We start from the raw sequence: 15,742 nt of genomic DNA on the forward strand, positions 1-15,742 counted from the left end.
GAAGCAGACGATGCCGCACCGCCGGCACCGCGGTCATCGCCTGTGTTTGAGGCGGACGACGAGCTACTCACGGTTGCTTTCCGCCGATGCGACCATGATGCGTCGGTCCACCGCCTCCCGGAACACGCACGCAGGAGAGTGTTCCCTCAAAGGAGGGATCGCTGCCGGTCGCCAGCACGCCGGCATTTGTCACCCAAAGCATCTCGCCCGAGAAGACGCAGTTGGTCGTTGCCTTGCCGCAGACGAAGAAACCCTCCGCTGTGCCGTTGGGCTTCAGAACGTGAATGCCGTTGGCGGCAATATCCGTGACATAAAGGCGGCCATCGGCTCCGACCTTCAGCCCGTCCGGGATCGGATTGGCCCCAGGCAAGCGGCCCAGGTCTTCGACGGAACCATCCGGACGCTGCCGCTTGACGCGCCCCGTATAGGACTCCCCCCAAATGATCGAGCCGTCGGCTTCGATCGCCACACCATTGGGGAAGGTCGGCTTGTCGAAACCGAGAGCAAGGTAAGCACTGCCATCGGGGTTGACGGCAAAAATGTAGCTTGGGTCCGGATTCCCCGGGTTGTATGTGCCGGGATCGCTGAAGATGAGCCGGCCGTCAGCAGCAAATACAAGATCGTTTGGCCCATTGAGCCGAATGCCCGCGACTTCGCTCAGCAGGATTTCCGGCTTTCCGCCTTCGGCAACCCGCTGGATCGATGGCGTCGTCATGTCCGCGGCCCGCCAAGGTCCGGTCGTGCCGCCGTTCTGGCAGACATAGAGCAGGTCATCCGATCCGAGAACGCAGGCGTTGGGCGCTCCGGCAACATACGCGAACTGGCGAGCACTTCCGTCGCGATCTATGGCCGTCAGCTGGCTGCGATAGCTTTCGACGATGACAATTCGGCCATCGGGCAGCACCGTCGGGCCCTCGGGCCAGCCAAGGCCGGTCGCGACAACCTCGACGGCCATCTTTTCAACCTCGTTCATCGTGCGACCCCCAGAACGGCAGCCTATCAAGATTTGTCGGGTATAATCCAGCCTGGCGGTCACCGGACCCGGCGACTCAAAGATAGCTAGGCTGACGTGCGCGTTGCTGGGCCCCCTAGGCCGGCCCCCCACCCCGGCGCCGGTGAACCCCGACGGGCGGAGGCCTATGGCTACAGCGCGAGCCGATCGGTGTCTACATAGCTCGGTAGCACTGGCTTGCTCCTCCAGGTTGCGTGGCAGGATTAGGTGCTGCTGAGGCCAGCGTGCAAGGACCAAGTGCAGGTGGAGAAGGTTGAATCTCAGTTCCTCTCACTCTAACACTCACAAAGTCCAACAATTCTCTGCTCCGCTGCCAGGCGCTCTTGAGCCGAGCGTTTGCAGGGCGTGCGTGTGGCCAAAAGCTGGGGAGCGCCGCAGCGTCCAGGCGTGCAAATTGCTCTCTGAACGCCGATCCTTCTCCGAAGCTGGGGAGTAGCCCCAAAATCCAACAGCAATATCATGCCTCAACGGCGGTTTTGCCACTACCAGTTTTGCGGTTCGCTCGCTTGTCAAAAGGGACAGTCTTTCGGGTCACGATCCGGAGTGGGTTTGCCAAGGCTCCCGGAATCGAGGTGGCCCACTTTTGCGTCGGGGCTCCGCCACTCTTCAGATCAACAGCAACCAGCACCAATACGCACCAATCACCATTTGCACAGCGAACGCGGTGAACCTGAGACTGACCGCGAGTTGGCTGGTTGAGACGAGGTGGATCACCGACTGCACTATACGTGCGCCTAACATCGTGGAGGCCAAGGGATCCGTGACATCTGTCTTTGAAATGATGATCGCGACTCCGAGCAGACCTCCGAAGATTGGAAGCCCTTCAATGCAGTTGGCGTGGGCACGGGCTAACCTCCGCATAAACGGGGAGAGGGCTCCGTTATCTGGCGTAAAGCCGTTTGCCGGGACTTGCCCAGAGATCACCAGGTAGCTCCGGATAACTTCCATCACGATCAGCAGGGCCAGCGCCCACGAGATGAAGCCAGTCAATGCGTAAGCACTCGCCGACATGTGCCCTCCCCGTTGCTAGCACTCTAGGTCGTTGTAGCCGATCAACTAGTCTAATGCTATTCGACGAGGAGGGGCGGCCTGTAGTGGGACCGAAACGGAATAGCAGCTTTTGGACGTTGTGCCCGGAATAGCTGCCGTTCAGCCAATCAGCAGTGATTGACCGCTTTCGCCCTTTAGCGACCCTTCCGCGCCAGATCAGTCGATGCTTGAAGCTGCCATTCGCAGAGTGAACGCGGCGTCGAGCATGGTCAGAAAGGCGCGCACGGCGGGGTTGGCGCGTCGGCTTGCCGGCCAGAGCACGGTGACATTGTTTCGCTCGACCGCGAACGTGGACAGCACTGGGACCAGTTCGCCGCGCTTCACATAGGGAGCCGCCATGAAGGAGGCGCCTATGCCTATCCCACCGCCGGCTGCCAGCATGATGAGCACGGCATCGCTGGCATCGGCGACCACACCGGAATTGGGCACGATCTCGATTTCACGGTCGCCAATCCGGAAGGGCCAGCGAAAGGCCTGGCCTGTGCTCTGATATCGAAGGTTGACGGTGTCGTGCCCTTCCAGGTGATCGGGATGGGTCGGTGTGCCGCGTTCCTCGAGATAGGCTGGCGAGGCGAAGCAGCAAAGCCGATGAGGTGCGAGCTTGCGTGATAGTAGCCGGGTGTCAGCCAGATCACCGATGCGTATGGCGACATCGATCCCTTCCTCGATCATGTCCACCATCTGGTCACCCAGCCTGAGATCGACGATCAGGTTCGGATGGAGCCGACGGAAAGCCGGTAAAGCCGGAGCGATCAGATGCAGTCCGATCGGCAGCGACGCGGCCACGCGCAACGTGCCCGATGGTTCGGAGCGCGCGGTCATTGCCGCCTGCTCGATTTCCTCCGCCTCGCGTAGCAGACGCAGCGCGCGCTCATGCAGGTCGCGCCCTTCGGGCGTGAAGGTGAGCGAGCGCGTTGTACGGGTAAACAGCGACACTCCTAAATGCCGCTCGAGCCGCTGGACGCTCTTGCTGACCGCCGACGGGGAAATCGACAGCGCGCGCGCCGCTGCCGTGTAGCTGCCCAGCGATCCCGCACGCGCGAAGGCGATGATGCCAGTGAGCCGATCCAAAGTGATATGTTCCGCCATGGCATTACTTAACCGCCATCCAGACCGATTATCAACCGGCGGTCATGCCGCTAGATTCGCTCCAATGACATGGATGAGCGGAGATTTCACCAATGAGCGATAAGATGAAGGCAGTCCGTCTGCACGCATTCGGTGGTCCCGAGATGCTGGTGTACGAAGACGCGCCTAGGCCGGGTGTGAAGCCCGGCGAGGTGCTTGTCCGAGTCCAGGCGGCCGGGCTTAATCCGCCCGACTGGTATCTGCGGGATGGCTATCGCGCACTGCCGCCAGAATGGCGACCCAACGCGTCCTTCCCACTGATTCTCGGCACGGACGTGTCGGGCGTCATTGAAGCGGTTGGCGCTGACGTCGCTGAGTTCAGCATCGGTGACGAGGTCTACGCAATGGTTCGCTTCCCCGATAACTTGATGACGGGTAGCAATGCCTACGCGCATTATGTCAGTGTGCCGGCATCGCATGTTGCGTTGAAACCAGCCGGCATCGACCATATTCATGCGGCTGGTGCGCCGATGTCGCTTCTGACGGCATGGCAGTTCTTGATCGAACTTGGCCACGACGAGCCGAATCCGTTCCAGCCCTTACCGCATGAGCCGGTGCCCCTCGACGGCAAGACGGTGCTCATCAATGGTGCCGGAGGCGGTGTCGGGCATCTGGCCGTCCAGTTGGCGAAATGGCGGGGCGCGCGCGTCATCGCGGTGACATCGGCCAAGAACGAGGCGCTGATGCGCGATCTCGGCGTGGATCAATTCATCGACTACAAGACAACCGCGGCGGAAGATGTCGTCCGAGACGTCGACCTTGTCCTCGACGCGGTGGGCGGCGCGGGCATGGAGCGCTTCTTCCATGTTCTGAAGCCGGGCGGCGCGCTGTTCCTGGTCAACCCACTGGGCTTCGCTGGTCACGAAGAGACAGAGAGGCTGGGGATCACGGTCTCATCCACACAGGTTCGATCCAATGGCGCGCAGTTGGCAAAAGCCGCCCGCCTGCTCGACGACGGCCTTGTGCGTGTCGTCATCGACAGCACATTCCCGCTGGCCGAGGCATCGCGCGCACATGAGCGCGCCGCCGACGGCAGTATTCAAGGCAAGATCGTGCTGGCCGTCTGAATTGTTGCTTTCAGTCCGACCGACCATCGGGAGTGCAGACGATCGGGCGGGATTACGCCGTTTGGCCGACGAAGACCACCGACCGACGTCCGGCTGAATCGTGCTCGACTACAAGTGCCGCGATGGCTGCCGCGATCTTCGCGCCGCCTTGCACTGACGGTTCGATAGGATTGGCGAAGTCCGCGTCCTCATTCGATACCAAGCGCAGGTCGACGAGCGGCAAACCGCGCGAAAACGCCGCCCGGGTGATGACGTCGTTGAGGACCGTCAGGGCAGTTGCGGCAAGTCTACGACGCTGTGGGTCGGGAAAGCGCGCCTCGTAGATCGTGCAGACAGCGGTGGGTAGGTTTTGGCCCAGCGCCCCCTCGAGCATCGTACAGTAGTCGTGCTCGAATTCCTCCCGGATATCGCTGATCCTGTCCAGAACCTCGGCCACCGAACAGGCCCCCTGCTCCAGAATCCCTGCATGACGAAGAGCATCATTGCCACCGACGCTGACGACAAGATGGCTAGCATCCTGGGGGAGCCGTTCAAGCTGCCGCTCGACGCCGCTTGTGACGGCGCCGTCGACGGCGTTTAGCGTTGCACGCCACCCCTCCGGCAACCGCTCCCGCAGCTGCCGCACTACGTCGGGCCCGTGCGCGACATAGGCAGCGTTGTCAAAGATCGAATCCCCGAGAAGGACGACGTGTGGCATCGGATGCTCCGTTGAGGCCTCTGCCAATGCTGCATCAGCAGAGGAGGTAAGGTGGTGGGTTGTGACCGCGGCAGCGAGCACGGTCAGGAGATCACGGCGAGTCAGGCCACCTGCAGAACGGAACGGCATCTCAGCCGTCCAGGAACGCCAGAAGCGCGGCATTCACCGCGCTGGCCTCTTCGCGCTGTACCCAATGCGTCGCCTTCTCGAACGTCTGCAGGCCCCGATCGTTGCAAAGGGCCAGACTGCGCTCGGCCAGGCCATATTCCAGAGCTTGGTCCTGCATCCCCCACAGTACAAGGGTCGGCGTCGTGATCCGCTCCTTCAGGCTTGGGCGGAAGCGCAGCGCCCGATACCAGTTGAGCATGCCTGTCAGCGCCCCCGGCCGTTCCCAGGCCTGCCGATACTCTGCGATTTCCTCCGCCGTGAAGGCATCTGTTCGGCTGGATTTGATGAGCGCCCGTGCCAGCAGAGCCGAGCGCCCCGCCCCCAGAAAAGCCTCCGGCAGCAAGGGGAGCTGGAAGAAGGCCGCATAGCTGCTCCGCAGGAACTGGGTCGGAGATCGCAAGGAATGGGCAAGCAGCACCTCGGGATGGGGCGCGTTCAGGATGACGAGCCTTTCCAGGCGGTGCGGCAGCTTTGCGCCTGCGGCCCAGGCGACGATACCGCCCCATCATGACCGACGAGGTGAAACCTTCCGATGCCGAGCGCGTCGGCGATGGCAACGACATCGCCGACGAGCTTGGGGAGCGTGTATTCACGGATGGCTTTCGGCTTGTCACTGGTGTTGTAGCCCCTCTGGTCGGGAACGATGACCCGGAATCCGGCGGTAGCGAGCGCATCGATCTGCCGTCTCCAGCCGATCCAGAAGTCGGGAAAGCCGTGCAGGAGCATGACCGGCCTGCCTTCGGCAGGCCCAACCTGGACGACGTGAAGCCCAATGCTCCCGGTGTTGACAAACCGATGTTCAGGCGCGTGTGAGACCATCGCTGGCAACGCGGTTGTCGCCAAAGCGATCCAGCGCACATATTTTTAAATCAACGCGCGCTACCCCGACAAGATGCAAAGCTCTGCCGTTGCATCTTCCGCCAGATGGGTCATAGCAACCCAAGAACAAGTTGGGGCCGCGAGCGGACTGTCAGCTTTTAGGCTGAAGTCACGGCAAGCCGACACGCCGCTGGCGTGTGTCCGAAGCTTCGACCCAACGCCTTCAAGTGCCTATGTGTTTGCCCAGACCGAGAACATAAGCCCGATCGTCAGTGCCGTCGCTGCATATAGGGCGGGCAAAACCCGGCGGTTCACGCCCAGGCGGAGCAAGGTGTGACCAAGATGATCTGTGCCGCCGATCCAAGGTTTTCGCCCCTGCAGCAAGCGGCGACTGATTACGAAGACGGCGTCAATCAGCGGTACGGCAATCCACGCCAGGGAAGCGTCAAACCCTCTTTGCGACGCGAGTAGCACGATTGCCGCTCCGAGGAGAAGGCTGCCGCTATCGCCCATGAAAACGCGTGCCGGCGGATAGTTGAAGAATAGAAATCCCAGGCATGCTCCGACGCCCGCCATACCGAGAGCGCCGCCCAGCCCGAGGAAGGCGGCCGCGATTGCGCTCGCGGCAAGACCATCGGCATGGTCAAGCATATTGACGGCGTTGCAAGCGATCCAAATGATGATCGGAACCCACCACAGATGCGTAATGATACCGGCCAAAACAGCTGCGGCGGCCAACGCTGCTGCCTTGGCACCGGCAGAAAGAGATCGGAGGTCATCGAGCGCCCCGATCAAACAGAAGGCTGATAGCAGGAGAGTATGTTCAACGGGGAGCCATGGTGACATCGCGATCAGCATGGCGGGCCCCGCGAGCCGGGGAACCTCGCCTGATGTGTGCCACCGATCTTTCGTGACCTTGGAGACGGCTCCGATACGCCGCGCAAGACGCGCAAACAGCCAGACGCCGGGAACCGCGATGAGCAGGGCCCCGATGAACGAGACCAAGGAGCCAGACGTCAAGCAACCACTCGTTCGGTACGCATGTGCTCTATGCAGTCGAGGACCATCTGCCTCGTGCTTCGCACGGGTCGCCATCCGGTCATGGTTGTTAACAGGCTTGTGTCAGGTACTCGGTCGTATGTTACGGCGAACCGATCACCAAACACCGTGCTGGATGGTTTCATGATAATGGGCGCGGTCGTCGCGGTGGCCTCAATCACCATTCTTGCAAGATTTCCAATCTGAATCGCTTCGCTTCCGCCCAAGTTGACTGGCCGGCCACGCAATGACGGGCACTGCATTGCCAGCAGCAGACCTTCGGCGGCGTCGGCAACGTGCAGGAACGCCCGCCTTTGCTCTCCATCGTCATGGACTACGAGTGGTTCACCACGCAGCGCTGCATCGACGAACACCGGCAGGACGAGGCCGGTCGCCGAGCGCTGGCGCGGTCCGGCCATGTTGAATGGTCGAACGATCCAGGTCGGGATTCCGAATTCAAAAAACAGTCCCGCCACTAAATGTTCGATCGCGGCCTTGGCAGCTGCGTAGCCCCATCTCGGTCGCAGGTCCGTCGTCACCGGATCGGATTCCGTGATTGGCCTGTCCCGGCCGGAGCCGTAGACTTCTGAACTCGACGTGTAAAGCAGCGGACGTCGGTGTACTCTGCACGCCTCCACGATCGCACAGCCTGATTCGAGAATGCGGCTGGTGACGGCAAAACGCTCCATGTGGGCAAGCTGAACGCCGATCGGACTCGCCAGGTGGAAGACTGCATCGGCCAACCCGACCTCATTGTGGACCGCCGCGCCGTATGCCGGATCGCCAACCCTGAAAGTGCGGATCGTCAGCCGGGAATTGCCGGTGGGCAGATTGGGCAGCAGCCCGTTCGAGAGATCGTCGATGACGGTTACGGTGCAATGGCGGGCGAGCAAAAGATCGACAAGCGCCGACCCTACGAAGCCTGCTCCGCCAGTAACCAGCACATGTGTGTGCTGGCCAAATTCGACCAAGTCCGCGCTATGGTTGTCCAAGGTTGCCACGTCCTCCCACGGGAGCGTCATCTATACAGTCGAGGATGGGGCAAACAACCACTTTCATATCAAGGCTGGCGAGTTTTCGTCGCCCTCGATATCATCAGCGAACAAACACCCACCCGAAATCCTGCCAGTTCTCCGTCCTTTGGTCACCAGACCATAGCTGATTCTGGCACATCCCCACCAATGTGGAGATTTCCGTCGTTCTGGCCGAAACAAATTGTGGGGGTATCTCCACGTTTCTCGCAATGCAACTTGCACCTCCAACAGCGAGTGCCGCCACTGCATAACTCAGGCCATCGACTCATATCGCGCAATTAGGCTAAGAGGCCGAGGGACTGTTCCGGGGGGGAGCTTTGAAGTCCGACTATCGCCCAGATATTGACGGGTTGCGCGCTATCGCAGTGGTCGCAGTGGTTTTTTTCCATTTTGACGTGCCCGGTTTTCGGGGCGGCTTTGCTGGCGTTGATGTCTTCCTTGTTATCTCCGGTTACCTGATCACGCGCCTTTTAATGGCTGAAGGCGGCGGACTGTCCCTTGTGGAATTCTACGGCAGACGCATGCGTCGAATATTGCCGGCGATGCTGGTGATGATCTGCTTCTCACTCGTTGCCGGCTGGTTTCTGTTGCTGCCGGGCGACTATGAAGGTCTGGGACGCAGTGCGGCATATTCCACGTTCGGATTGGGAAACTATTATTTCCTTTGGAATACCGGCTATTTCGATCGCGAGGCGGCGCTGCTGCCGCTGCTTCATCTCTGGTCGCTCGGCGTCGAAGAGCAGTTCTATCTCGTATGGCCGCTGTTGCTTCTGGTTGCCAACCGGCTGTCACGCGGCCGCCAGCTCCCCGTTGTCGCGCTGATCTGCATTGTTGCGCTGGTCAGCTTCTCGATCGCCCTCAATCTGGTGGAGGCCGATCCGAAGCAGGCATTCTATGTTCCCTTCAGCCGAGCCTGGGAGTTGACTATCGGCGGCCTGCTCGTCTTTGCGCCACCGAAAGGCCGCGGGCGTACGTCCAAATGGTTTGAGCTGAGCGGCCTTGGTCTTGTAGTCGCAAGCATCCTTTTTCTCTCGCCGAGCCAACCGTTTCCAGGCGTTTTCGCGCTCGGTCCTGTGATCGGGGCTGCTCTGGTCGTCTGGCCGCGGTCGCAGTCGACGATTTCGGCCGTGCTTGCGAGCGCGCCGTTGCGATCGACGGGCAGAATCTCCTACAGCCTGTATCTCTGGCATTGGCCGATCCTCGTGTTCTTTCGCCATTATATTGGCACCGCAATGCCCTCGGCGGTTGAATCGTGCGTGCTTGTAGCGGTTGCCTGGCTGGTGGCGTATCTGTCCTGGCGGTTCATCGAGGAACCCGTTCGCCGCCTGCGGGCGCCGCCATCCAGCGTGCTTCTCGCTGGTGCCGCCGCGGTGGCAATGGTTTGCCTGAGTGCCAATGCCGTGTTCGAAGCCCGTGGTTTCACCAGCAGGATCTCGAAGCAAGTCGAGGCAATGCGCAGCCTCGATGTGATGTGGGACTGGTCATGCCCGCAGATGGTCAGCATCGCTGAGTTGGGCAGTACCTTTTGCGCGTTCGGTGCGCCCTGGGACAAAGCGGCGCGCCACGCCGTGCTCTGGGGCGACAGCCATGCCGAGCATCTTGCGCCGCTGTTAGACAGCGCAGGTAAAAGAGAAAACACGGCTTTCTTTCTTTACCGCGCCTGTCCGGCCGCCTTTGGAGAAGGTGTCCACCGCGACTTTCCGGATTTGGCCGGATATCGGGAAAGCTGCTCATCGTCGCGAAAGGCCGCGGTCGCCATGCTGAAACAACGCAATGACATCTACCTCGTGGTGCTCTCCGCAGCCTGGACAAGCCTTGCCGACACCAATGTCCTTGCTGACAATGGTGAGAGGCAGACCAGCAAAGTCCTGTTGTTGCGCGATGGCCTGCGTAGCCTCATCCAGGAAGTCGAAAGGGCGGATCGGCGCGTCGCAATCATTGGCCAAGTGCCTGGTCCCGGCCTGGACCTGACTTCATGCGCAGCGATGCTCGAAAGCGGTATGCTAAGGCGTTGTTCGACCGAGATGAATAGCGAGCAAGTCTTCCGGATCTGGTCGCCTATGGTGTCCGCGCTCGCATCGCTCGTTCATGACAATAACGTCGTCTTCGTCAATCCGCTCAAAGGGATGTGTCCAGACAGACACTGCGCAACCTACGTCAATGGCGAGTTCATCTACCGAGATGGTTCGCATATACGCAGAAACCTGAAGCCCGAGACAGACGAAGCCGTCGCGCGAATGATGGGTCTCTATCCGGCCCTGAAAGGCCAGGAGCAAAACCGATTGTCGGCCGCCAACACCACCCCGTCTCAAACGGCTGGCAAGAGCAATTGAACGGGATGCGAAGCGGCCAGGCTCCGCTCTCGACCACGGCTGGAATGGCCTGTTCGGAAGACAGCCGCGCGTTGCGGGTTGGAGGACAGTTCGGCAGCCCGTCATGTGCGGCAGCGGCTGGGGACGGTCACCGCACGGACATAGACGGGCTTAGAGCGGTCGCGGTGCTGGCTGTTTTGTTTTTCCACCTGAGATTCGCAGGTTTCTCCGGCGGCTTTGTCGGCGTCGATGTGTTTTTCGTAATCAGCGGCTTTTTGATCACCCGCATTGTGGCCACCGATGTGGAGGCAGGGCGTTTCAGTCTGGCGCATTTCTATTCGCGCCGGGCTCGCCGCCTGCTGCCGGCATTTTTCGCGACATTTTCCCTGTCATGCATCGCCGCGTTTCTTCTGCTTACGCCTCAACATCTGGAGACCTTCGCGAAATCGCTGGTGGCATCGAGTTACGGCGTTTCGAACATCTTTTTCTGGCGCGAGTCCGGCTACTTTGATCTCGCCGCGCGGATGAAACCGCTCCTTCATACATGGTCACTCAGTGTGGAGTGGCAGTTTTATCTCGTCTGGCCGATGCTGCTTTCAGTTTTGCTTGCCGCATTCCCAGGACGAATGGTTTGGTCGATCATCACGATTGCCATTCTCAGTTTCTGGCTCATTGTCGCATTCCAGGACGGATCGTTTTGGCCGTTTGCGGGGACCCCGGCGGCGGACTGGATCGCCGACGGCCGTGCAACCGTGTTTTACAACACGCCATTTCGCGTGTTCGAGTTCGCCTGTGGCGCGGCGCTGGTCTGGCTTCCCAAGCCGCGACCTGTCCTTGTCCACGAGCTGCTCGCCTGGCTGGGCTTGGCCCTCATAGCGTTTGCAGTGTTCTCTTTCGACAGCCGTTCGGGCGCGCCCGCCTGGAACGTGCTTGCCCCTGCCACCGGCGCCGCGATGGTGTTGTCTGCGAACCGTTCGCGATTGGGAGGTTTCGCCTTGCGCAATCGCGCAGTCGGCTATCTTGGTCGCATCAGCTACTCGCTCTACCTCGTTCATTGGCCCCTGATCGTGTTTTGCGAATACGGTTTGCTTCGCCCCCTGCTTCCGACCGAAGCGCTCTTCGTCGGGCTTCTGGCCCTCGTCATGGCCATGTCGATGTTTCATTTCGTCGAGCAGCCTTTTCGCGCTGGCCATGGCTTGCTCCCCTCTTTTGGACTTGCCTTGACTGGCCTGCTCTCATGTTCCGTGGTCAGTTACGCGATGTCGGGCGGAATGCCGTGGCGTCTTCATTCCGTCGCGGGGAACGAACTTGCCAACAGCGCAGCCCTGAAGGCGATCACCGGCTCGTTGGCCTGCTTGGATTTCTGCGAATTCGGCAACCTTCAAAGTCCAAAGAAGATACTCGTGGTCGGCGATTCGCACATCGACCAATACACGCGGGCGCTTCAAGAACTCGGCGGTCAAGAATTCCATTTCCTGCTGGCCGATGCCGGCAATTGCTATTTCGGAGCAGAGTTCCAGACCAGAACAAACGGCGCGGTCACGCGGCACTGCCGGAATGCTACCGACCAGGCGGCTCGCTGGTTGAAGGCCGGTGACATACTCGCCATTGTCCAAGCGCAGCGCTGGCCCGGATATCGCACTCTTCTCGAACGGAAAGTGGATGGTGCGCCTGTCGAGATGCCCGACCTGGCAAAACTGTATGCGACCATGCTTGGGGACTTAGCGAAACTCTATGCCGCTTTTCGCGGTCCGGTGATCCTGATCGGGCACACGCCGGACGCCAATGTGGTCTGCCATTTGAGACCGACTTACCTTTCCTTGCCCTGCCCGGTTCCCACCCGGGTGGAGAACGTCGCCTTCGACCAGGCATTCATGGTTTTCGCCAGCCATTCCAGCTTTCACCTGCTTGATCCCGGCGAAACCATCTGTTCGGCAAATGGCTGTGATGTGACGGACGGCGCAGGGCATAGCCTCTACCTGGATGAGAACCACTTCTCCATCTACGGGGCACGCCTTGTTGTTCCGAAAGTCATAGAGAGGCTTCGCGACGACTTATCCGTGGCGTCAAGGCAGACGTCGACACAATCGACCAAGCGATGATTGTGCCCAGGAGAGCAAGGCACAGCGCGCTGACTGAGAGCGGAACGGCGACTGCGTAGGTTCGTCCGTTTTGGCGAGGGTCGCTCGAATCCGTGGCCGAAAACAGCACCGCGTCCCGCCGGCGAAAAGTATATTCGCCCGGGCCAACAGCCGGCCATGCGTTCGGCGCCCATTCAACTTGGTGGAGCGGGGTCCCTTCTTCACGCAGGTCTGAAGCCTTCAACAGGGGATCGAGGACAAGGTTGTCAAATTGGAAAAGGCCAGGAAATTGCGAGCGTGGTAGCAGCGTCTCGTACCCGCCTCTTGCGGTAAACATGGTCTCGTTCTGCAGCCGTCCGGTAACAAGCGACGGTGTGATGAGCAATATCGCAATGCAGCCAGCCGCAAAGGCCATCACGCCTGCATTAGCTCCAAAAGCAAAGCTGCGATGCTCGCCTTTTTTTGCTGAGGAATGTGTTTCAGTAAATCCCCGCCGCTCGGCAAGCATCCCACCAATTCCCAGCGCGACCGGAAGAAAGAGAGAGGGCGTCAGCAAGAGGTCATGCGATGTCAGCATGACCCCCACGAGTGCGACACCAAGGGCCAGATCGCCGGCGCTGCGGACATACCAGAAAGCGGAAGCGACCAGGCCGATCGGGATCAACCAGCCGATGTGCCCAAAAGCAATTGCGAAAAGGACAAGGGTGTTGTGAGGCGCGAGAGCCTGCGCCACCTCAAGGCCGCGACCGAAGAAGCCGCCTTCTCTGTACGCGAGCAGGCCTCGCTCCAGAAAGAGTGCTCTTGCCGAGATCGAATTTCTCTTGCCCTCGTCCACGAGACGTTCGCCTAGCGCCTGGATCTTGGCAGCGTTTGTGGATTGGCCTGTCGCGGACGAAGGCAGGCCGCTGAACGGAGGCGCAGATGAGGCAGTGGCTCGCGCAGGATCGGCTTGCGGAGGGTCTGATCTGATCGAAGGTTCTGCCGTGGGCTGGTCAATCGTCGCAGCCGAACTTGATTCAGCCAGAGCTTGTTGAGACGACGGCGCAACCGGGTCTAAGGCGGACGACGCAACCTCATTATGTGATGAATCGACAGCATCCGCCGCCTCATCGAGCGCCTTTCCAACCGAGATCATCCCGGCGAAGGAGTTGCCGACGGAAACGCGAAAATAAACATTTGTGGCGAGCGCGACACCGATTGTCCCCAGCAGTATTAATGCGACGGCGAGCGGGCGACCCCAGCCCCTTGGATCGAGCCTTAAACGACGGTGACCCCGAAATTGCTGCCAAATATCAACGGCAAACGGCACCGCCACGGTGCCACAGGCTGCAAGAATGTTCGAGCGGGAAAGCGTGACGAGCAGAGCGGCGCTTACGAGAACAAGGAAAGTGGCACGCCATTTTGGCGCGACGGCGCGATAGCTCGCCGCGGCGCCAAGAAGCAGGCCGGCGGCTGCCACATTCGGATTGATCGCCAGGCCGGCGGCTCTGCCAAGCGTACTGGTGAAGCCGTTGGCAAAAAGAAGGTCGAGGAAGCAGACCACCGCATTGAGCGCCGTCACCGACGCACATAGACGCAGCACCATTGCGGGCGATGAGGCGAGCATGAGGACAATCGCCCCGCCGCCAAGGAAAAGGGTAATCAGGTAACACTTTGCGACGATGCCAAGTGGATGAAGCGCAACCGGGGCAACCGCCATCGCCCCGGCGATCGCGAGCAGGAGGATCGCGCCACGCACGTCCCGACGGATTGCAAGAACGGCAATCGAAACAATCAACACGCTGCCGTAGAGGGCATGGAAAACCAGTCTGGCGAACTCGTCCCGGCCCGTAAAGAACGGCAGAAAATAGGGCATGAACCACGACTGATAGATAACTATGGCAAATGCACACAGCCCGGCGACGACACATGGCAGGATGCTGCGCGGCGTAGACGCCGAATTCACCGGGCCTTGGAAGTGAGCAATCCCGCTCATTCACTTGCCCGCGAGGTAGAGGGTTTCATAAGCGTCCACCATAGCCCTTATGGAGTAGCGTTCGCGCATCGCCCGCTGACGAAATTTTCGGTCCACTGTCTGCTCGGGCAACCGCTCGAGAACGGCAAGCAGTCCGCGGGCCAGATCGGCAGGGTCACGAGGCTTCACCAGCACACAACCCGGCATCCCCGAAACTGCCTCCGGATTTCCACCGACATTGGTGGCCACCACTGGGAGGCCTGCGGTGAGTTTTTCCATCAGGGCGTTGCAAAAGCCTTCCTCGTGGGAGGCGATCACGCCGATGTCCATGCCGGCAAGCAGGCCTGGTACGTCGTCCTGAGCCCCGAGCAGCCGAACTGTCGATCCGACGCCAAGCCGCTGGGCTTGCTCCATCAGCGCCTGCCCAATACCTCGATCTTGTCCGGCGATGAACAACCTCAGCTCCGGCCGACTTTGGCTTGCGCTTGCGAAAGCGTCGATAAGATCTTTGTGTCCCTTATAGGGAATAAGATTGGCGACGATGACGACCCCGACATCGTCAGGTTCAAGACCAAGGCTGCGCCTGATCTCATCACGGCGATGGCTGATACCATCGAAACGGCTCAGATCGAGACCATTGGCAATCACGCGCACGCGGGCGAGATCATAGCCATCCCGGGCCGCCATGTCGGCCGCGACCGCATGCGAGTTAGCGACCACCACATGTGAAAACCGATTGGCGATTCGATCCATGCGCTTCAGCCGCGGCCATCGCTCCTGGTGGTTGCCGAGACCGCGCCTGGAGGTGATGACGAGTGGGGCCAGCGCAAACCGACCTGCCAACGCGCCCAGAAAGTTGGTCAATGGCAAAAAGGCGTGAACCACGCGTGGCCGGGTCAAAATGATGCGACCAACGAGCAAAGTGATCGCGGCGCCGAGCACCAGCATTGCCTTGACGCTCGGCCGCGTCTTGGGGGCAACGCTCGATTTTTCTTCCGCCCCCGCCGCTGTCAGTGATGCGGGCAAGGGATTGGGGCGATGAAGCCCGTAGGATATTCGGATACCGGCACGATTCAGCGTTTCCGCAAGAACACCGCCCGACGAGAGGGCAAAGACCTCGACCTGCCAGCCCCGCGCCTTCAACTCCTTGGCAAGCAGCACCAGTTGGCTTTCCGTGCCTCCGAGATCGAGCGTCCCGATAATGAAGAGCACGTTGCGACGGGTCCTTCTCAGGCGCGCGGTGGAAGGCGCGGCAACGCGCTGTCGGCTTTCAGCATTAGTCAACGCAAGGTCTTCTCGCAGCGTCGCTCACCCCTCCGCCTGTTCTCGCCCGTCCCGCTTCCACATAGCGTCCAGAGCCGGCAAGAAGAAGTCGTATTGCG

Annotated in this window: 11 protein-coding genes and 1 pseudogene; 3 read left to right on the plus strand and 9 right to left on the minus strand. The window is 60.5% G+C overall.

Translation table 11 applies throughout. The features are described from left to right. Window positions 1–67: 67 nt before the first annotated feature. From NKJ80_RS22820 to NKJ80_RS22830, 3 genes are all read right to left on the minus strand, one after another. Window positions 68–973 carry an SMP-30/gluconolactonase/LRE family protein gene (locus tag NKJ80_RS22820; RefSeq protein ID WP_352498353.1) on the minus strand — a complete coding sequence of 302 codons (906 nt, stop codon included), beginning with the start codon at window positions 971–973 and terminating at the stop codon, window positions 68–70. A 645-nt stretch (window positions 974–1,618) separates the two neighbouring features. Beyond that, window positions 1,619–2,023: an MAPEG family protein gene (locus tag NKJ80_RS22825; protein ID WP_023682292.1), complete on the minus strand. Its 405-nt coding sequence runs from the start codon at window positions 2,021–2,023 to the stop codon at window positions 1,619–1,621. A 195-nt stretch (window positions 2,024–2,218) separates the two neighbouring features. Further along, window positions 2,219–3,151, minus strand: coding sequence for a LysR family transcriptional regulator (locus NKJ80_RS22830; protein WP_023689456.1), 933 nt, complete (start codon window positions 3,149–3,151; stop codon window positions 2,219–2,221). Window positions 3,152–3,243: 92 nt separating this feature from the next. On the opposite strand from NKJ80_RS22830, the gene NKJ80_RS22835 reads away from it, so the two are divergent. Further along, a complete protein-coding gene (locus NKJ80_RS22835; RefSeq protein WP_023682293.1) occupies window positions 3,244–4,257 on the plus strand; it encodes an NADP-dependent oxidoreductase in 1,014 nt (337 codons plus the stop codon). Between the two features lie 52 nt (window positions 4,258–4,309). On the opposite strand, the gene NKJ80_RS22840 is transcribed toward NKJ80_RS22835, so the two are convergent. The 4 genes and pseudogenes from NKJ80_RS22840 to NKJ80_RS22855 form a co-directional block, all read right to left on the minus strand. Next, window positions 4,310–4,954 (minus strand): SGNH/GDSL hydrolase family protein, encoded by a 645-nt coding sequence (locus tag NKJ80_RS22840; protein ID WP_352498354.1) that lies wholly within the window; start codon window positions 4,952–4,954, stop codon window positions 4,310–4,312. Window positions 4,955–5,084: 130 nt separating this feature from the next. Then, a pseudogene (locus tag NKJ80_RS22845) lies at window positions 5,085–5,941 on the minus strand (alpha/beta fold hydrolase). A gap of 231 nt (window positions 5,942–6,172) precedes the next feature. Beyond that, window positions 6,173–6,799: an MraY family glycosyltransferase gene (locus NKJ80_RS22850; protein WP_245260008.1), complete on the minus strand. Its 627-nt coding sequence runs from the start codon at window positions 6,797–6,799 to the stop codon at window positions 6,173–6,175. A 158-nt stretch (window positions 6,800–6,957) separates the two neighbouring features. Next, complete coding sequence (locus tag NKJ80_RS22855; protein WP_196813567.1) at window positions 6,958–7,971, minus strand: NAD-dependent epimerase/dehydratase family protein; 1,014 nt, start codon at window positions 7,969–7,971, stop codon at window positions 6,958–6,960. Window positions 7,972–8,330: 359 nt separating this feature from the next. On the opposite strand from NKJ80_RS22855, the gene NKJ80_RS22860 reads away from it, so the two are divergent. Then, window positions 8,331–10,346, plus strand: coding sequence for an acyltransferase family protein (locus tag NKJ80_RS22860; protein WP_023734107.1), 2,016 nt, complete (start codon window positions 8,331–8,333; stop codon window positions 10,344–10,346). A 5-nt stretch (window positions 10,347–10,351) separates the two neighbouring features. Further along, window positions 10,352–12,427 carry an acyltransferase family protein gene (locus NKJ80_RS22865; RefSeq protein ID WP_352498392.1) on the plus strand — a complete coding sequence of 692 codons (2,076 nt, stop codon included), beginning with the start codon at window positions 10,352–10,354 and terminating at the stop codon, window positions 12,425–12,427. Here NKJ80_RS22865 and NKJ80_RS22870 read toward each other — a convergent pair. Both NKJ80_RS22870 and NKJ80_RS22875 read right to left on the minus strand, forming a co-directional pair. Next, window positions 12,357–14,381: a hypothetical protein gene (locus NKJ80_RS22870; RefSeq protein ID WP_155923178.1), complete on the minus strand. Its 2,025-nt coding sequence runs from the start codon at window positions 14,379–14,381 to the stop codon at window positions 12,357–12,359. The two genes, NKJ80_RS22865 and NKJ80_RS22870, sit on opposite strands and share 71 nt — an antisense overlap. After that, window positions 14,382–15,644 (minus strand): glycosyltransferase, encoded by a 1,263-nt coding sequence (locus NKJ80_RS22875; RefSeq protein ID WP_081731240.1) that lies wholly within the window; start codon window positions 15,642–15,644, stop codon window positions 14,382–14,384. Window positions 15,645–15,742: the final 98 nt, after the last annotated feature.

Source organism: Mesorhizobium sp. M0030 (assembly GCF_040323695.1).
Taxonomy (GTDB): Bacteria; Pseudomonadota; Alphaproteobacteria; order Rhizobiales; family Rhizobiaceae; genus Mesorhizobium.